This window comes from Ramlibacter aquaticus, assembly GCF_015159745.1.
Taxonomy (GTDB): domain Bacteria; phylum Pseudomonadota; class Gammaproteobacteria; order Burkholderiales; family Burkholderiaceae_C; genus Ramlibacter; species Ramlibacter aquaticus.
On the sequence record NZ_JADDOJ010000087.1, the window covers coordinates 1 to 17,130 of the forward strand.

General features: G+C 70.0%; 16 protein-coding genes. 7 read left to right on the forward strand and 9 right to left on the reverse strand.

Translation table 11 applies throughout. The annotated features are described in order from the left end of the window. Nucleotides 1-125 precede the first annotated feature (125 nt). The 7 genes from ureG to IM725_RS16880 form a co-directional block, all read right to left on the reverse strand. Nucleotides 126-773 carry an urease accessory protein UreG gene (gene ureG / locus IM725_RS16850; protein ID WP_193781813.1) on the reverse strand — a complete coding sequence of 216 codons (648 nt, stop codon included), beginning with the start codon at nt 771-773 and terminating at the stop codon, nt 126-128. Next, a complete protein-coding gene (locus tag IM725_RS16855; RefSeq protein ID WP_227753887.1) occupies nt 767-1,465 on the reverse strand; it encodes an urease accessory protein UreF in 699 nt (232 codons plus the stop codon). The genes ureG and IM725_RS16855 overlap by 7 nt, the downstream gene beginning before the upstream one ends. Continuing rightward, on the reverse strand, nt 1,437-2,042 hold the full coding sequence (gene ureE / locus IM725_RS16860) for an urease accessory protein UreE (protein WP_193781801.1): 606 nt from the start codon (nt 2,040-2,042) through the stop codon (nt 1,437-1,439). Before ureE ends, IM725_RS16855 begins: the two co-directional genes overlap by 29 nt. Continuing rightward, nucleotides 2,042-3,772 (reverse strand): urease subunit alpha, encoded by a 1,731-nt coding sequence (gene ureC, locus IM725_RS16865; RefSeq protein WP_193781802.1) that lies wholly within the window; start codon nt 3,770-3,772, stop codon nt 2,042-2,044. The genes ureE and ureC overlap by 1 nt, the downstream gene beginning before the upstream one ends. A 1-nt stretch (nt 3,773) precedes the next feature. After that, nucleotides 3,774-4,079: an urease subunit beta gene (locus IM725_RS16870; RefSeq protein WP_193781803.1), complete on the reverse strand. Its 306-nt coding sequence runs from the start codon at nt 4,077-4,079 to the stop codon at nt 3,774-3,776. Further along, entirely contained in the window at nt 4,076-4,240 is a 165-nt protein-coding gene (locus tag IM725_RS16875; protein ID WP_193781815.1) for a hypothetical protein, read from the reverse strand. The genes IM725_RS16870 and IM725_RS16875 overlap by 4 nt, the downstream gene beginning before the upstream one ends. Before the next feature lie 99 nt (nt 4,241-4,339). Beyond that, nucleotides 4,340-4,642: an urease subunit gamma gene (locus IM725_RS16880; RefSeq protein WP_193781804.1), complete on the reverse strand. Its 303-nt coding sequence runs from the start codon at nt 4,640-4,642 to the stop codon at nt 4,340-4,342. A 216-nt stretch (nt 4,643-4,858) separates the two neighbouring features. Between IM725_RS16880 and IM725_RS16885 the strand changes: the two genes are divergently transcribed. Further along, a complete protein-coding gene (locus IM725_RS16885; RefSeq protein WP_193781814.1) occupies nt 4,859-8,191 on the forward strand; it encodes a hybrid sensor histidine kinase/response regulator in 3,333 nt (1,110 codons plus the stop codon). Next, nucleotides 8,188-9,141 (forward strand): response regulator transcription factor, encoded by a 954-nt coding sequence (locus tag IM725_RS16890; protein ID WP_193781805.1) that lies wholly within the window; start codon nt 8,188-8,190, stop codon nt 9,139-9,141. The genes IM725_RS16885 and IM725_RS16890 overlap by 4 nt, the downstream gene beginning before the upstream one ends. 50 nt (nt 9,142-9,191) lie before the next feature. Here the strand turns inward: IM725_RS16890 and IM725_RS16895 are convergent, their stop codons facing one another. Together IM725_RS16895 and IM725_RS16900 are read right to left on the reverse strand one after the other, a co-directional pair. Beyond that, entirely contained in the window at nt 9,192-10,418 is a 1,227-nt protein-coding gene (locus IM725_RS16895; protein WP_193781806.1) for a glycosyltransferase, read from the reverse strand. Nucleotides 10,419-10,453: 35 nt separating this feature from the next. After that, nucleotides 10,454-11,068, reverse strand: a complete 615-nt coding sequence (locus IM725_RS16900; RefSeq protein ID WP_193781807.1) for a hemerythrin domain-containing protein — start codon at nt 11,066-11,068, stop codon at nt 10,454-10,456. Between the two features lie 255 nt (nt 11,069-11,323). Here IM725_RS16900 and urtA point away from each other — a divergent pair, with 255 nt between their 5' ends. The 5 genes from urtA to urtE all read left to right on the forward strand — a co-directional run bounded on the left by urtA (nt 11,324) and on the right by urtE (nt 17,007). Beyond that, a complete protein-coding gene (gene urtA / locus IM725_RS16905; RefSeq protein ID WP_193781808.1) occupies nt 11,324-12,604 on the forward strand; it encodes an urea ABC transporter substrate-binding protein in 1,281 nt (426 codons plus the stop codon). 105 nt (nt 12,605-12,709) lie between these two features. After that, nucleotides 12,710-14,284 carry an urea ABC transporter permease subunit UrtB gene (urtB, locus tag IM725_RS16910; protein ID WP_193781809.1) on the forward strand — a complete coding sequence of 525 codons (1,575 nt, stop codon included), beginning with the start codon at nt 12,710-12,712 and terminating at the stop codon, nt 14,282-14,284. Continuing rightward, nucleotides 14,281-15,411, forward strand: a complete 1,131-nt coding sequence (urtC, locus tag IM725_RS16915) for an urea ABC transporter permease subunit UrtC (protein ID WP_193781810.1) — start codon at nt 14,281-14,283, stop codon at nt 15,409-15,411. The genes urtB and urtC overlap by 4 nt, the downstream gene beginning before the upstream one ends. Beyond that, nucleotides 15,408-16,283 carry an urea ABC transporter ATP-binding protein UrtD gene (gene urtD / locus IM725_RS16920; protein ID WP_193781811.1) on the forward strand — a complete coding sequence of 292 codons (876 nt, stop codon included), beginning with the start codon at nt 15,408-15,410 and terminating at the stop codon, nt 16,281-16,283. Before urtC ends, urtD begins: the two co-directional genes overlap by 4 nt. A 19-nt stretch (nt 16,284-16,302) precedes the next feature. Continuing rightward, nucleotides 16,303-17,007 (forward strand): urea ABC transporter ATP-binding subunit UrtE, encoded by a 705-nt coding sequence (gene urtE / locus IM725_RS16925; RefSeq protein ID WP_193781812.1) that lies wholly within the window; start codon nt 16,303-16,305, stop codon nt 17,005-17,007. Nucleotides 17,008-17,130: the final 123 nt, after the last annotated feature.

The window sequence follows — 17,130 nt, forward strand, 5'->3', positions numbered from 1 at the left end:
TGGGCGGGCGGCGTGTGCTGCCCCCACTGTAGTACGGGCCGGCGCGCCTGGGCATCGCCGGGACCCGCGTGCCCGCCGCCCTGGCGCGGTGCCGCCCCCCATGCCCGACCGGAAGGGCCGGGCCGTCAGGCGCCCAGCATTCCCTTGCGTTCTATGAATTCCACCACCTGCGCCAGGCCCTCGCGGGTCTTCAGGTTGGTCATGACATAGGGCTTGCCGCGGCGCATGCGCTGGGTGTCGGCTTCCATCACCGACAGGTCGGCGCCCACGTGCGGCGCGAGGTCGGTCTTGTTGATGACGAAGAGGTCGCTCTTGGTGATGCCGGGGCCGCCCTTGCGCGGGATCTTCTCGCCCGCGGCCACGTCGATCACGTAGATCGTCAGGTCCGACAGCTCGGGGCTGAAGGTGGCGGCCAGGTTGTCGCCGCCCGATTCCACGAACACCACGTCCGCCTGCGGGAAATCGCCCAGCATGCGGTCGATCGCCTCCAGGTTGATGGAGGCGTCCTCGCGGATGGCGGTGTGCGGGCAGCCGCCCGTCTCCACGCCCATGATGCGCTCGGCCGGCAGCGCGCCGCTGACGGTGAGCAGGCGCTGGTCTTCCTTGGTGTAGATGTCGTTGGTGATGGCGACCAGGTCCCAGCGCTCGCGCATGGCCTTGCAGAGCATCTCCAGCAGCGTGGTCTTGCCGGAGCCGACGGGGCCGCCGATGCCCACGCGCAGGGGCGGGAGCGTCTTGGTGCGGCCGGGGATGTGGTGCAGGGTGCTCATGATCGGAACAGGCGTGAGTACTGCGTCTCGTGACGCGCGGACAGGATGGCCAGCATGGGGGCGAAGGATTGGCGCTCGCCGGGGGCGAGGGCCAGGGCCGCGTCCACCGCAGGCGGAATCTCCGCCGCCAGCCGCATGAGGATGCGCTGGCCCGAGCCCTGGCCCAGCGGCACGGCCTTGATCGCGGCCTGGCCCATGTTCTCGGCCCAGCCGAAGGCGAAGGCCAGCATGGCCTGGCGCGGCGCGGCCAGGGTGCCCGAGGCGGCGAAGGCGAAGGCGAGCGGGTAGGTGAGCGGCATCGTGCTGCCGCCCTCGCGCGCCCCCGGGACGGCCCGGCCCAGCGACTTCAGCCACTCGAGCATGGAGCGGCCCATCTGCTCGGCCTGCAGGCGCAGCTCGGCGGTTTCTCGCGTGTGCAGAACCCAGTCGTTCAGCGCGGCGATGCGGTCCAGGTCCTGGTTGCGCCAGGCCTGCACGGCCTCGCCGACCACCGCGAGATCGGCCCGCGCCAGCGTGATGCGCAGCTGGTGCGAGAGCCACTCCGCGGCACTGGCCTCGTCGTGCACCCGCCCATGGTCCACCGCCGCTTCCAGCCCTTCGGAATAGGAGAAGCCGCCCACCGGCAGCGCCGGCGAGGCGAGCCAGATCAGCTGGAGCAGCGCCGCGTCAGCGGCCGGTGTCGGGGCCGTGCTCATGGTTGCACGCGTCGTCGTGGTGGTGGGCATGGCCCAGCACCGGGCCCAGGCCGCGGCCATGGCCGTGATCGTGATCGTGATCGTGATCGTGATCGTGCGCGGCATGCCCATGCCCGTGCCCGCCTGCCCCGTAGGCCCCGCCCTCCGGCTCGAAGGGCGCCAGCGCCTCCTGCACGATCAGGTGCATGCTGCGCAGCATGTCCGCGAGCACATGGTCGGGCTCGATCTGCAGCCGGTCGGGCCGCAGCTCGATGGGCACGTGGCGGTTGCCCAGGTGGTAGGCGGCGCGCGTGAGGTCGAAGGGCGAGCCGTGCTGCGTGCAGGCCGTGACCTGCAGCACCGGCTGCGGCGCGGCGATGACGCGCACCAGCGAGCCGTCGGCCGCCACCAGCACGTCGCCGCCGCGCACCGCGGTGCCGCGGGGCAGGAAGACGCCGAGGGTGCGGCCCTGCGAGTCGGTGCAGTCGAAGCGGCTTTTCTGGCGCACGTCCCAGTCGAGTTCGACCGTGGCCGCGCGTTTCGCGAGCACGGGGGCCAGCCCCTGCCCACCCGGGATGATCTTGGAGACTTGCAGCATCAGAAGAGGAAGTATCGCTGCGCCATGGGCAGCAGGGAGGCCGGCTCGCAGGTCAGCAGCTGGCCGTCGGCGCGCACGGCGTAGGTCTGGGGGTCGATCTCCATCGTCGGCAGCGCGTCGTTGTGCACCATGTGCTGCTTGCGCACGCCACGGATGTTCTTCACCGCCACCAGCGGCTTGGCGAGGCCGAAGCGCTCGCCGATGCCCGCGGCCAGCCCGGCCTGCGACACGAAGGTCAGCGAGCCCTGCTGCACCGCGCGGCCGTGGGCGCCGAACATGGGCCGGTAGTGCACCGGCTGCGGTGTCGGGATGGAGGCATTGGGGTCGCCCATGGCCGCCATCGCGATGAAGCCGCCCTTGAGGATGAGGGCCGGCTTGACGCCGAAGAAGGCCGGCTTCCAGACCACCAGGTCGGCCCACTTGCCCACCTCGATGCTGCCCACCTCGTGGCTGATGCCGTGCGCGATCGCCGGGTTGATGGTCAGCTTGGCGACGTAGCGCCTGGCGCGCAGGTTGTCATTGCGATCGCTCTCGCCCGGCAGCGCGCCGCGCTGCAGCTTCATCTTGTGCGCGGTCTGCCAGCAGCGCAGGATCACCTCGCCCACGCGGCCCATGGCCTGCGAGTCGGAGCTGAACATGCTGATCGCGCCCATGTCGTGCAGGATGTCCTCGGCGGCGATGGTCTCCTTGCGGATGCGGCTCTCCGCGAAGGCCAGGTCCTCCGGGATCGCCGGGTCCAGGTGGTGGCACACCATCAGCATGTCCACGTGCTCGTCCAGCGTGTTCACGGTGTACGGCATGGTGGGGTTGGTGGAGGAGGGCAGGAAGTTGGCCTCGCCCACCACGCGCAGGATGTCCGGCGCGTGGCCGCCGCCCGCGCCCTCGGTGTGGAAGGCGCACAGGCCTCGCCCCTGGGTCGCCGCGATGGTGTTCTCGACGAAGCCGGATTCGTTCAGCGTGTCCGAGTGGATCGCGACCTGCGTGTCGGTCTCGTCGGCCACGTCCAGGCAGTTGCTGATCGCCGCGGGCGTGGTGCCCCAGTCCTCGTGCAGCTTGAGGCCGATGGCGCCGGCCTCGATCTGCTCGCGCAGCGGCTCGGGCCGGCTGGCGTTGCCCTTGCCGAGGAAGCCCAGGTTCATGGGGAAGGCCTCGGCCGCCTGCAGCATGCGCGCCATGTTCCAGGGGCCGGGCGTGCAGGTGGTGGCGAAGGTGCCGGTGGCCGGGCCGGTGCCGCCGCCCATCATGGTGGTGATGCCCGAGGCCAGCGCCTCCTCGATCTGCTGCGGGCAGATGAAGTGGATGTGGCTGTCGATGCCGCCGGCGGTGACGATGGTGCCCTCGCAGGCGATGATCTCGGTGCCGGGGCCGATGACGATGTCCACGCCCGGCTGCGTGTCCGGGTTGCCGGCCTTGCCGATGGCGGCGATGCGGCCGTCCTTCAGGCCGATGTCGGCCTTGACGATGCCCCAGTGGTCCAGGATGAGCGCGTTGGTCAGCACGCAGTCCATCGCCCCCTGGGCGCGCGTGCGCTGGCTCTGCGCCATGCCGTCGCGGATGGTCTTGCCGCCGCCGAACTTCACCTCCTCGCCGTAGCCGCCGGCGCGCAGGGTGTAGTCGTCCTCCACCTCGATCACCAGGCCCGTGTCGGCCAGGCGGACCCGATCGCCGGTGGTGGGGCCGAAGATCTCGGCGTACGCCCGCCGGCCCATGGAAGCTGGTTTCGTCGCCATCTCAGAGCGCTCCCTGCACCAGGCCGCGGAAGCCGACCACCACGCGGTCGCCGGCGAAATCGACCAGTTCCACCGTGCGCTGCTGGCCGGGCTCGAAGCGCACTGCGGTGCCCGAAGCGATGTTCAGCCGCATGCCGCGTGCCGCGGCCCGGTCGAAATCGAGCGCGCCGTTGGTCTCGGCGAAGTGGTAGTGCGAACCGACCTGGATCGGCCGGTCGGCGGTGTTCTTCACCACCACGGTGAGCGTGCGGCGGCCGGGGTTGAGCAGCAATTCGCCCGGCTCGGTGATGAGCTCGCCCGGGATCATCGGCGCGCCACCCACAGGGCCGCGGCCGCCAGGGCGCCCAGCACCAGCATGCCCAGGACGTCGGTGGCGTGCCAGTGCAGGCCCTCCACGCCGTGGCCCTCGTGGGCGAAGGCGAGGGCGGGCGCGGCCATCGGGAGGGAGCGCGTGATCAGCTTGTGCACAGAGAACTCCTTTTCTGGTTCAGGGCCACCGCGGAACCGGCTTTGCCGGGCCGCCGGTGGCGCCCCCTGGGGGGAGGCGCCGCAGGCGCATCGGGGGGGTCAATTGATCGGCTGGTGCACGGTCACCAGCTTGGTTCCGTCCGGAAAGGTCGCCTCGACCTGGATGTCCGGGATCATCTCCGCGATGCCCTCCATCACGTCCTGGCGGGTCAGCACCTCGCGGCCCTCGCTCATGAGCTGGGCCACGGTCTTGCCGTCCCGCGCGCCCTCCATCACGGCGGCGGAGATCAAGGCCACGGCCTCGGGGTAGTTCAGCTTCAGGCCGCGCGCCTTGCGCCGTTCCGCCAGCAGGGCGGCGGTGAAGAGGAGGAGCTTGTCTTTTTCGCGGGGCGTGAGTTCCATGGGGCTGTTTCCTGGGCGGTCGCGCCGCCGGCTCGCAGGGTCGCCCCATCGTAGTGCAAGGCCCGTGCCGGGGCCATACGCCCATCGGCCCATCCGTGGCATGGAACCTGCACCCCGCAGCCCGTGAGCGAAACCCCGTCCCCTGGCGCCGGCACGCCCCTGCAGCGGGTGGTCAAGGTGCGCCGCGACTACAACAGCTGGGTCGCCAGCGAGACCATGGAGGACTGGGCGCTGCGCTTCACGCCGCAACGCTTCCGCAAATGGTCCATAGGCCGCGTCGCCAACACCGCCTTCGGCGCCGCGTCCTTCCTCATCCTGGAGGCGGTGGGCGCCACGCTGTTCGTGCAGTACGGCTGGGCGAACGCCTTCTGGGCCATCCTCGCGACCGGGCTCATCATCTTCCTCGCCGGCGTGCCGATCAGCACCTACGCGGCCCGGCATGGCGTGGACATGGACCTGCTCACCCGCGGCGCGGGCTTCGGCTACATCGGCTCCACGCTCACCTCGCTGATCTACGCCTCCTTCACCTTCATCTTCTTCGCGCTGGAGGCGGCCGTCATGGCCTACGCGCTGGAGCTGGCCTGGGGCATTCCGCCGGCCTGGGGCTACCTGGTGTGCGCGCTGGTCGTGGTGCCCCTGGTGACGCACGGGGTCTCCACCATCAGCCGGCTGCAGGTGTGGACGCAACCGCTCTGGCTGGTGCTGCTGGTGGTGCCCTTCGCCTTCGTGCTGGTGCGCGATCCTGGTGCGTTCGCCGGGATCACGCACTACGCCGGTGAAAAAGCCGCCGGTGCCGGCTTCGACCTGCACCTCTTCGGTGCCGCGCTCACCGTGGGCATCGCGCTGATCACGCAGATGGGCGAGCAGGCCGACTACCTGCGCTTCATGCCCGCGCGCACGCGGGCCAACCGCACGGCCTGGTGGGCGGGCGTGCTGGCGGGCGGCCCGGGCTGGGTGCTGCTGGGCGTGGCCAAGATGCTGGGCGGTGCCCTGCTGGCCTGGCTGGCGCTGGGGCACAGCGTGCCGCCCGAGCGCGCGGTGGACCCGAACCAGATGTACCTGGCCGCCTACGAGTCCGTGTTCCCGCGCTACGGCTGGGCGGTGGCGGCCACCGCGCTCTTCGTGGTGGTGTCGCAGCTGAAGATCAACGTGACCAATGCCTACGCCGGCTCGCTGGCCTGGTCCAACTTCTTCTCGCGCGTGACCCACAGCCACCCCGGGCGCGTGGTGTGGGTGCTGTTCAACACGCTGATCGCCTTCCTGCTGATGGAGATGAACGTGTTCCAGGCGCTGGGCGAGGTGCTGGGGCTGTACTCCAACATCGCCATCGCGTGGATGATGGCGGTGGTGGCCGACCTGGTGGTGAACAAGCCGCTGGGCCTCTCGCCGCCCGGCATCGAGTTCAAGCGCGCCCACCTGTACGACGTGAACCCGGTGGGCGTGGGCGCGATGGCGCTGGCCTCGGCGCTGGCGATCCCGGCGCACCTGGGCGTGTTCGGGCCCGGCCCGCAGGCCTTCTCGGCGCTGATCGCCCTGGGCACGGCCTTCGTCGCCTCGCCCCTGATCGCCTGGGCCACCGGCGGGCGCTACTACATCGCGCGCAGTGCGCCGCTGCAGGCGGCCGGGGCCACCGCGCGCTGCGTGATCTGCGAGCGCGACTACGAGACCCCGGACATGGCCCACTGCCCGGCCTACCAGGGCCCGATCTGCTCGCTGTGCTGCACGCTGGACGCGCGCTGCGGCGACCTGTGCAAGCCGCAGGCGAGCCTGTCGGCGCAGTGGTCGGGCGCCCTGCGCCGGCTCACGCCGCGCTTTGCGTGGCCCTACCTGGACACCGGCCTCTCGCATTTCCTGCTGCTGATGCTGATCGTGGTGCCGCTGCTGGCCACGGTGTTCGGGCTGCTCTACCACCAGGAGGTGGGCGCGCTCTCGGCACTGGCGGGAGACACCGCGCCGCCGGTCGAGATGCTGCGTTCCGGCTTCTTCAAGGCCTGGGTGGCGCTGGTGGTGATCGCCGGCATCGTGGCCTGGTGGCTGGTGCTGGCGCACAAGAGCCGGCAGGTGGCGCAGGAGGAATCCAACCGCCAGACGCACGCGCTGATGCGCGAGATCGAGTCCCACGCCCGCACCGACGAGGCGCTGCAGAAGGCCCGCCAGGCGGCCGAGCAGGCCAACCAGGCCAAGAGCCGCTACATCAGCGCCATCAGCCACGAACTGCGCACCCCGCTCAATTCCATCCTGGGCTACGCCCAGCTGATGGCCGAGGACGCCGCCATTCCCGGACACCGCAAGCAGGCGGTGCAGGTGATACGGCGCGGCGGCGAGCACCTGCTGCAGCTGATCGAGGGCACCCTGGACATCGCGCGCATCGAGAGCGGCAAGCTCACCCTGGACCAGAAGCCCATGCGCTTCTCGGATTGCATCCACGAGATGGCCGGCATGTTCGAGCCCCAGGCGGCGGCCAAGGGCCTGGCCTTCCGCTTCGAGCCGGTGGGGCCGCTGCCGGCCTGGGTGCGCGCCGACGAGAAGCGGGTGCGGCAGATCCTCATCAACCTGCTGGGCAACGCAGTGAAGTTCACCAGCCTGGGGCAGGTGACGCTGCGCGTGCGCTACGCGCGCGAAATGGCCTGGGTCGACATCGAGGACACCGGCCCCGGCCTGGGCGCCGCCGAGCTGGAGCGCATCTTCGAGCCGTTCGCGCGCGGCAGCAGCGCGCAGAACGCCGCGCCCGGCGCCGGGCTGGGGCTGACCATCGCCAAGATGCTCACGGACCTCATGGGCGGACGGCTCTCGGCCGACTCCGTGCCCGGGCAGGGGGCCCGCTTCCACGTGCAGCTGTTCCTGCCCGAGGTGCGCGAGGCGCCGCCGCAGCCGCTGCGCGGCCCGCGCACGGCCTATGCCGGCGCGCGCCGCCGCATCCTGGTGGTCGACAACGAGGACGCCGACCGCGAGCTGCTGGTGCAGATCCTGCGCCCGCTGGGCTTCGAGGTGCGCACGGCCGCGAGCGGCCACGACGCCCTGGACCTGGTCGCGGCCGGGCTGGCCCCGGACGCGGTGCTGATGGACCTGGCCATGCCCGGCATCGACGGCTGGGAGACCCTGCGCCGCCTGAAGAAGCTCGGGCTGGACCGCGCGGCCCTGGCCATTGTCTCGGCCAACGCCTTCGACAAGTCCCTGGACAACGACGTCGGCATCACCGCGCAGGACTTCCTGGTCAAGCCCCTGCGGCACAGCGAGCTGCTGGACTGGCTGGAACGCCGCCTGGACCTGGCCTGGGTGCCGGCGCCCGCCGCGGTGCCCCTGCCCGCGCCTGCCGCGCCCGCGCCGTGGGCCTGGCCCGCGCCGCAGGCCCTGGGCGCGCTGCGCGAGGTGGTGGAGCTGGGCTACCTGCGCGGCATCATGAGCCGGCTGGACGCGATCGCCGAGGGCGATCCCCGCTGCGAGGCCTTCGTCGCCACCATGCGCGACTGGGCGCGGCAGTTCCAGTTCGAAGCCATGGCGCGCAAGCTGGCCGAGGCCCCCGGGGCTGCGCAGGAGGACCGCGCATGAGTGCGCTGCAGGGCCTGGACCGCAGCACCAGCGAGCTGGTGCTGATCGTGGACGACGTGCCGGACAACCTCTCGGTGCTGCACGACGCACTGGACGAATCGGGCTACACGGTGCTGGTGGCGACCGGCGGCGAAGCGGCGCTGCAGCGGGCCACGCAGGCCCTGCCGGACATCGTGCTGCTGGACGCGATGATGCCGGGCATGGACGGCTTCGAGGTCGCCAAGCGCCTGAAGGCGCAGCCGCAGACGGCGCACATCCCCATCATCTTCATGACCGGCCTGACCGAGACCGAGCACCTGGTGGCCGCGCTGGAGGCGGGGGGCGTCGACTACGTGACCAAGCCGATCAAGCCCAAGGAGGTGCTGGCGCGCATGGGGGTGCACATGCAGGGCGCGCGCATGGCCCGCCAGACGCGCAACGCGCTGGATGCCTTCGGCTACGCCAGCATCACGGTGCGGGCGCAGGACGGCAAGCTCATGTGGCAGACGCCGCTGGCGCGCGAGCTGCTCACGCAGTACTTCGGCAGCGCCTCGCACACACCGCCCGAGGTGGCGGACTGGCTGCTGCGCCACCTGCCCCTGGCGCAGCGCCAGGTCGAGCCGCCGCGCCTGGCCATCGAGCGCGGCGCCCGGCGCCTCACCTTCCGCCTGCACCAGCAGACGGGGGACGACGACGATTGGCTGATCGTGATGCGCGAGGCCTCCGACGGCGCGGTGATCGAGGCCATGAGCCTGTCGTTCAAGCTCACGGCGCGCGAGGCCGAGGTGCTCTACTGGGTGGTGAAGGGCAAGATCAACCGCGACATCGCCGACATCGTGGGGGCCAGCCCCGCCACGGTGAAGAAGCACATGGAGCGCATCTTCGCCAAGCTGGGCGTGGAGACGCGCACCGCGGCAGCCGGGATGGCGCTCTCGCGCATCCGGCTGCTGAACCCGCAGTTCGAACTCTGAGGCCGCGCTTCGGCCTGGCGGCGCCCGGGCGGGCGCGCCGGGCCGCAAGCTCAGGCCGCCGTCACGCGCGCCTTGGACTTCTCCGGCTGCGCCACCTGGGACACCGCCTGCGCCACGCTGGAGACCTGCAGCGGCGCCTCGTCGGCCGCCGGCTGCGAGTCCACGAAATCGCTGCTGTCCTGCAGGCGCTCGTCCGCCTGCGCGATCAGCGCCGCCATCGCGTCGGCGGTCGCGTCCCAGGAGGTGCGCGCCACCACCTCGGCCAGGGCCTTGGCGTGTTCCAGCTGCTCCGCGGGCGTGCGGGCCATGATCATCTCGATGTCGGCGATGAAGCCCTCGGGCGTGTCGGCGATGCGCACCAGTTCGCCATAGGGCTCGACCACGTCGCGGATGGAGGTGCTGACCGAGGGCTTGCCGCAAGCCATGTACTCCAGGGTCTTGGTCGGGCTGATGTAGCGTGTCGCGTCGTTCAGCGCGAAGGGCATCAGGCACACGTCCCAGCCCGAGATGAAGGAGGGCAGGTCGTCGTAGCTCTGCTGGCCCAGCCAGTGGATGTTGTCGCGCCGGGGCAGGGCGGCGGGGTCGATCTTCGCGGTCGGGCCCACCATCACCACCTCCCACTCCGGCCGGGCGGCGGCGATCGCGTCCACCAGGTCCAGGTTGATGCGCTCGTCGATCACGCCACAGTAGCCCAGGCGCGGCCGCGGGATGTCCATGTGCAGCGGGTGCTCGCCGCGCACGCGGCGGAAGTGCTCGGCGTCCACGCTGCTGGGAAAGCAGTGCACGTCGGGGTGCCGGCCGCGCTTGGCGTTGAAGATGCTGCGCCCGCCGGTGAACACCAGGTCGGCAAGCTTGAACAGCGCGTTCTCGCGCTGCAGCAGCTGGCGCGGCGCGTTCTTGAAGGCCGACAGCTCGTCCATGCAGTCGTACACCACGCCACGCGGGGCCAGCCCGTTGGCCAGCGGCAGCGCCATGGGCGTGTAGAACCAGGTCCAGTAGTCGGTGATGTCCTGGGCGCGCATCTCGGCGTTCACCATGCGTTGCAGCACCGCGAGGTGGTCGTCATGGAAGCCCGGCGCCTCGCCGGTCACGTGCGGACGCCAGACCTGCACGCCGGGCGAAGCCTCGATGCGTTCCAGCGTGTTGGCGGGCGATGCAGGCACGGGCTCCTCGATGAAGACGATGCGCCATCGCTTCGCCAGCCTGGAGAGCAGGTGCTGCGGTCGCTGGTAGACGAAATTCCAGCGCAGGTGGGAAAAGACGATCAGCGTATTCATCGGGGTCCTTCGTGTCTTCAATGGTGGTGGGCGTCTCAGCGCTGTGCGGTCTTCTGGCCGCGGCGGACCCAGGCCGCCCGGTCACCCCGGGGGCGTGCCAGCAGGTAGCCGCAGGCCAGCAGCGCACCGGCGCCCGCGACGAGCGCGCCGGGACCCATGGCACGCGCCATGCCCCCCGCGATCTCGCCCGTGCGTGGGGCGGCCAGTTGCAGGCGGCGCTTCGTCATGCGCGCGCCCAGTTCACCCAGCTGGTCCGCCAGCACGCGTTCGGCGGCCGGCAGCAGCAGGGTTTCCTCGTCGGCCACGTGATGGATCACGTGGTTCATGAGTTCGTAGAAGGTCTCGTCGTACTTGGCGTCGCCCGGCTCGAGCTTGCGCAGCTGGCCGATGAGCCGGCGCATCTCGTCGTGCTCGGGCACGCTCTTCTTCATGAAGTCGGTGTCCTCCACGGCGCGCAGCGCGGGGTAGAAGATCTCCTCCTCGAGCTGGGCGTGGATCTCCAGCGCCACGGACACGCTGTCCACCAGGCCCTTCTTGACCCGCGGCGAGGAGCCCGCCTCGTACTGGTGGAAGGCGGTCATCACATGCGCATGGTCCATGCGGATCATGTCGGTGATGCTCGGGCTGAGCTTGCTGAGGAAGGTGTTCATGGGGTGGGGTGTCCTGTGGGCTGGCGCCATTGGACAGCCATCCCGCTGTGTGCTGTGTCGGACGCGGGCGCGTCCGTTCGTCCCCTGCCGGGCCAGGCCCGCGCGCCCCTGCGGGCGGCCTTCACAGGCGATGTGTACGCCATGTGCCGTATTTCAGCCGCCAGACCTCATCCCTAGCATGGGTGCTGTCCCTGCGCGCCGGCTGTCCTGCGGTGCAGCGGGGCGACACCCTTCCATCGCCAGGAGCCTTCCACCATGCAACGTCGCTTCACCCTGCAGGCCATCGCCGCCGCCACCCTCGCGGCCGCGGCCGGCCTTTCCGCGCTGCCCGCCCAGGCCGCCGACACCATCAAGGTCGGCGTGCTGCACAGCCTGTCCGGCACCATGGCCATCTCCGAGACCGTCCTCAAGGACACGGTGCTCATGGCCATCGACGACATCAACGCCCACGGCGGCGTGCTCGGCAAGAAGCTCGAGCCCGTGGTGGTGGACCCGGCCTCCAACTGGCCGCTGTTCGCCGAGAAGGCCAAGCAGCTGCTGACCCAGGACAAGGTCGCCGTGGTGTTCGGCTGCTGGACCTCGGTCAGCCGCAAGTCGGTGCTGCCGGTGTTCGAGGAGAACAATGGCCTGCTGTTCTACCCGGTGCAGTACGAGGGCGAGGAACTGTCCAAGAACGTGTTCTACACCGGCGCCGCGCCCAACCAGCAGGCGATCCCGGCCGTGGAGTACCTGATGAGCAAGGACGGCGGCGGGGCCAAGCGCTTCGTGCTGCTGGGCACCGACTACGTCTACCCGCGCACCACCAACAAGATCCTGCGCGCCTTCCTGCACACCAAGGGCGTGAAGGACGAGGACATCATGGAGGAGTACACGCCCTTCGGCCACTCCGACTACCAGACCATCATCGCCAAGATCAAGAAGTTCGCCGGCGAGGGCAAGAAGACGGCCGTGGTGTCCACCATCAACGGCGACTCCAACGTGCCCTTCTACAAGGAACTGGGCAACCAGGGCCTGAAGGCCAAGGACGTGCCGGTGGTCGCCTTCTCCGTGGGCGAGGAGGAACTGCGCGGCGTGGACACCAAGCCCCTGGTCGGCCACCTGGCCGCCTGGAACTACTTCATGTCCATCAAGAACCCGACCAACGACGCCTTCATCAAGCAGTGGAGCGCCTACGCCAAGGCCAAGGGCATCGCCGGCCACAAGGACAAGCCGCTCACCAACGACCCCATGGAAGCGACCTGGATCGGCATCCACATGTGGAAGCAGGCCGTCGAGAAGGCCAAGTCCACCGACGTGGACAAGGTGATCGCCGCGATGGCGGGCCAGACCTTCAAGGCGCCGTCGGGCTTCACGGCCATGATGGACGAGAAGAACCACCACCTGCACAAGCCGGTGTTCATCGGCGAGGTGAAGGCCGACGGCCAGTTCAACGTGGTGTGGAAGACGCCCGGCCCGATCAAGGCCAAGCCCTGGTCGCCCTACATCGAAGGCAACGACAAGAAGCCCGACGAGCCGGCCAAGGTCGCGTCCAAGTAGTTTGCTGTCGCACGCCCCGGGCTTGCCGCCCGGGGGCGCGGGCCCGGGAGGGCCCTCGCGCATGGCCTGCCACCCGCAGCCCATGCGCCAGGTCCTTCCTCTCTCATGCCACTCCGAATCCTCCTGACCGGCCTCGTGCTGGCCGCCGCCCTCCCGGTCCATGCGCTGACCGCCGAGGAGGCCCGCGCCATGGCCTCCGGCGAGACCGACGCGCGCCTCGAAGCCCTCAACAAGGCCATCGCCAACGCCGACGCGCGCACGGCCGCCTTCATCCAGGCCCTGTCCGACGACGCTGTCAAGCTGGCGGGCCCCCGCGTGCTCGTGGTGCGGGACGGCAAGGGCAGCGACCCGGTCACCGGCGTGGATGTCGCCGTGCCCGCCGACGCCGAGGACGTGGTCAACAACAACCGCATGCGCGGCGAGCTGGACACCGCGAGCGCCGCGCTCAAGCTCTTCTCCAAGGATGCGAAGCAGCGCGGCGAGGCGATCAAGGTGCTGCAGAACGAGACCGACGAGGCCCGCCTGCCGCTGATCGAGAAGGCTTTCCAGGCCGAGACCGATGCCGGCCTGAAGGAGCAGCTCGGGCTGGTGCGCGCGGCGGTGCTGCTGGGCAGCGCCGACACATCCCGGCGCATGGCCGCGGCCGAGCTGCTGGCCCAGGGGCGCAGCACCAACACCAAGAGTGTGCTGCTCGAACGGCTCGCCGCCGAGACCGATCCCGACGTGAAGGCCGCCCTGCAGGCCAGCCTGCGCAAGGTCGATGCCTCGCTGGTCTGGGGCGACCGGCTGGGTGCCATCTTCTCCGGCATCAGCCTGGGCTCCATCCTGCTGCTGGTGGCGCTGGGCCTGGCGATCACCTACGGCCTGATGGGCGTGATCAACATGGCGCACGGCGAGCTGATGATGATCGGCGCCTACGCCACCTACGTGGTGCAAGGCCTGTTCCAGAAGTACCTGCCCGGCGCCTTCGACTGGTACCTGGTGGCGGCGCTGCCCGCCGCCTTCGGCGCGTCGGCCCTGATGGGCGCCGTGCTGGAGCGCAGCGTGATCCGCTTCCTCTACGGCCGGCCGCTGGAGACGCTGCTGGCCACCTGGGGTATCAGCCTGATGCTGATGCAGGGGGTGCGCAGCCTTTTCGGCGCGCAGAACGTGGGCGTGGAGAACCCGCGCTGGATGAGCGGCGGCATCGCCGTCATGGGCAACCTGCAGCTGCCCTGGAACCGCATCGTCATCATCGCCTTCGCCTTCGCGGTGCTGGCGGGCATGGCCTTCCTGGTCGGCCGCACGCGGCTCGGCCTGTTCGTGCGCGGCGTCACCCAGAACCGGCCCATCGCCTCCTGCATGGGCGTGAACACTGCGCGCATCGACACCTATGCCTTCGCGCTGGGCTCGGGCATCGCGGGCCTGGCCGGCTGTGCGCTCAGCCAGGTCGGCAACGTGGGGCCGGACCTGGGCCAGAGCTACATCGTGGACGCGTTCATGGTCGTGGTGCTGGGCGGGGTTGGCCAGCTCGCCGGCACGGTCTACGCGGCGCTGGGCCTGGGCGTGCTGAACAAGTTCATCGAGGGCTGGGCCGGCGCGGTGCTGGCCAAGATCGCGGTGCTCGTGTTCATCATCGTCTTCATCCAGAAGCGGCCGCAGGGGCTGTTCGCGATCAAGGGCCGGAGCGCCGAAGCATGAGCCAGAACTCGCCCGTCCTGCTCCCGCCCCTGCTGCTGCCGCGCCGTGAGCCGCTGCTCTCGCGCACCGGCTGGGTGGCCTTCCTGCTCGCGCTCGTGGCCGTGTGCGTGCTGGCGCCCCTGCTCAACCTCGCCGTGCCGGACGGCAGCGCGCTGCACCTGTCCGACTACATGGTCGGCCTGCTGGGGAAGATCATGTGCTACGCGATCTGCGCGCTGGCGATGGACCTGATCTGGGGCTACACCGGCATCCTCTCGCTGGGCCACGGCCTCTTCTTCGCGCTGGGCGGCTATGCCATGGGCATGTACCTCATGCGCCAGATCGGGCGCGACGGCAACTACCACAGCGACCTGCCCGACTTCATGGTCTTCCTCGACTGGAAGTCGCTGCCCTGGCACTGGACCTTCTCCGGCAGCTTCGCGGCCACGCTGCTGTTCATCGTCGCGGTGCCGGGCCTGCTGGCCTTCGTGTTCGGCTTCTTCGCCTTCCGCTCGCGCATCAAGGGCGTGTACTTCTCCATCATCACGCAGGCCATGACCTTCGCCGCCATGCTGCTGTTCTTCCGCAACGAGACCGGCTTCGGCGGCAACAACGGCTTCACCGACTTCAAGCGCATCCTGGGCCTGCCCCTCGCCACGCCGGCGATGCGCATGGGCCTGTTCGTCATCACCGGCCTGCTGCTGCTGGGCTTCTTCCTCATGGGGCGCTGGCTGGTGGGCTCCAAGTTCGGCCGCGTGCTGCAGGCGATCCGCGACGCGGAATCACGCGTCATGTTCTCCGGCTACAACCCCATCGGCTTCAAGCTCACCATCTGGACGCTCTCGGCCATGATGTGTGGCGTGGCCGGCGCGCTCTACGTGCCGCAGGTGGGCATCATCAACCCGGGCGAGATGAGCCCGGCCAATTCGATCGAGATCGCGATCTGGGCGGCCGTGGGGGGCCGGGCGACGCTGGTCGGGCCCATCCTGGGCGCCTTCCTGATCAACGGGGCCAAGAGCTGGCTCACCGTCACCGCGCCCGAGATCTGGCTCTACTTCCTGGGCGCGCTCTTCATCGCGGTCACGCTGTTCCTGCCGGACGGCGTGGTGGGGCTGGCGCGCCGCCTGCGCAAGGGGCGCCGCCTGTGACCCCCGACCTGATGGACGAAGGCGCGCGCCGCCAGGGCGCGCAACGCGAGCGCGAGGTCCAGGGCCGCACGGCGTCCGGCGGGCGCGCCGCCGCGGCCGGGCGGCCGGTGACGGCGGGCGAGGTGGACACCACCCACGGCCGCATCCTCTACCTGGAGGACGTGAGCGTGAGCTTCGACGGCTTCCGCGCGATCAACAAGCTCTCGCTGGACATCGCGCCCGGCGAGCTGCGCTGCATCATCGGCCCCAACGGCGCGGGCAAGACCACGATGATGGACATCATCACGGGCAAGACCCGGCCCGACGAAGGCACCGTGTTCTTCGGCAGCACCATCGACCTGCTGCGCTACACCGAGCCCGAGATCGCGCAGATGGGCATTGGCCGCAAGTTCCAGAAGCCCACGGTGTTCGAGCAGCTCACGGTGTTCGAGAACCTGGAGCTGGCCTTGAAGACCGACAAGCGCGTCACGCCGTCGGTGCTCTTCCGGCTCGACTCGGCCCAGGCCGACCGCCTGGCCGAGGTGCTGGGCACCATCCACCTCGCCGGCAGCGAGAACCGCCTGGCAGGCACGCTCAGCCACGGCCAGAAGCAGTGGCTGGAGATCGGCATGCTGCTGATGCAGGACCCCAAGCTGCTGCTGCTGGACGAGCCCGTGGCCGGCATGACCGACGAGGAGACCGCCCGCACCGCCGAGCTCTTCCTCTCGCTCAAGGGCCGGCATTCGCTCATGGTCGTGGAACACGACATGAGCTTCATCCGCACGATCTCCGACATCGTCACCGTGCTATGCGAAGGCGCGGTGCTGGCCCAGGGCAGCCTTGCGCAGGTGCAGGCCGACGAGCGCGTGATCGAGGTCTATCTCGGACGGTGACGGACCGGGCCGCACACTCATGCTCAACGTCAAGAACATCCAGCAGTACTACGGCGGGTCCCACATCCTGCGCGACCTGAGCTTCGAGGTGCCGGCCGGCAAGGTGACGGTGCTGCTGGGGCGCAACGGCGTGGGCAAGACCACGCTGCTGAAGTCGCTGATGGGCCTGGTGCCCATTCGCTCGGGCAGCATCGAGTTCGAGGGCCGCGCCCTCCAGGGCCTGCCGCCCTACGAGCGCGCGCGGGCGGGCATCGGCTTCGTGCCCCAGGGCCGGGAGATCTTCGCCCGCCTGACGGTGGAAGAGAACCTGCGCATGGGCCTGGCCTCCAGGGCGGCGGGCACGCCCATCCCGCCCGAACTGTTCGAGCTCTTCCCCGTGCTCCAGCAGATGCTGCACCGCCGCGGCGGCGACCTCTCCGGGGGCCAGCAGCAGCAGCTCGCGATCGCCAGGGCGCTCGCGGCCTACCCGCGCCTCCTGGTGCTGGACGAGCCCACCGAGGGCATACAGCCGTCCATCATCAAGGACATCGGCCGGGTGATACGCCGCATCGCGGACCAGGGCCTGGGCGGGCAGAAGGTCGGCGTGCTGCTGGTCGAGCAGTACTACGACTTCGCCGAGGAGCTCGCGGATGCGTACCTGGTGATGGAACGCGGCGAGTTCGTGGCCCGCGGCCATGGCGAGGACATGGCGACGGCGGGCGTGCGGCAGCTGGTCGCCATCTAGTGTCCTGTCCCGCTAATTCATAGGCACGAAAACTGCATGGGATGAGGCATCCTCGGAGATGCCTCATGCCCAATGCATATACCCGCACCAGCAACATCGAGCTCACTGACGCGGAGCGCGCGG

Excerpts from the sequence above, each read along its gene's own strand:
- urtE (WP_193781812.1), top strand. The coding sequence starts at position 16,303 with ATGCTCAACGTCAAGAACATCCAGCAGTACTACGGCGGGTCCCACATC.
- urtC (WP_193781810.1), top strand. The coding sequence starts at position 14,281 with ATGAGCCAGAACTCGCCCGTCCTGCTCCCGCCCCTGCTGCTGCCGCGC.
- IM725_RS16890 (WP_193781805.1), top strand. The coding sequence starts at position 8,188 with ATGAGTGCGCTGCAGGGCCTGGACCGCAGCACCAGCGAGCTGGTGCTG.
- IM725_RS16870 (WP_193781803.1), bottom strand. The coding sequence starts at position 4,079 with ATGATCCCGGGCGAGCTCATCACCGAGCCGGGCGAATTGCTGCTCAAC.
- urtA (WP_193781808.1), top strand. The coding sequence starts at position 11,324 with ATGCAACGTCGCTTCACCCTGCAGGCCATCGCCGCCGCCACCCTCGCG.
- IM725_RS16900 (WP_193781807.1), bottom strand. The coding sequence starts at position 11,068 with ATGAACACCTTCCTCAGCAAGCTCAGCCCGAGCATCACCGACATGATC.
- urtB (WP_193781809.1), top strand. The coding sequence starts at position 12,710 with ATGCCACTCCGAATCCTCCTGACCGGCCTCGTGCTGGCCGCCGCCCTC.
- IM725_RS16885 (WP_193781814.1), top strand. The coding sequence starts at position 4,859 with ATGGAGGACTGGGCGCTGCGCTTCACGCCGCAACGCTTCCGCAAATGG.
- ureE (WP_193781801.1), bottom strand. The coding sequence starts at position 2,042 with ATGCTGCAAGTCTCCAAGATCATCCCGGGTGGGCAGGGGCTGGCCCCC.
- IM725_RS16855 (WP_227753887.1), bottom strand. The coding sequence starts at position 1,465 with ATGAGCACGGCCCCGACACCGGCCGCTGACGCGGCGCTGCTCCAGCTG.
- IM725_RS16880 (WP_193781804.1), bottom strand. The coding sequence starts at position 4,642 with ATGGAACTCACGCCCCGCGAAAAAGACAAGCTCCTCCTCTTCACCGCC.
- ureC (WP_193781802.1), bottom strand. The coding sequence starts at position 3,772 with ATGGCGACGAAACCAGCTTCCATGGGCCGGCGGGCGTACGCCGAGATC.
- IM725_RS16895 (WP_193781806.1), bottom strand. The coding sequence starts at position 10,418 with ATGAATACGCTGATCGTCTTTTCCCACCTGCGCTGGAATTTCGTCTAC.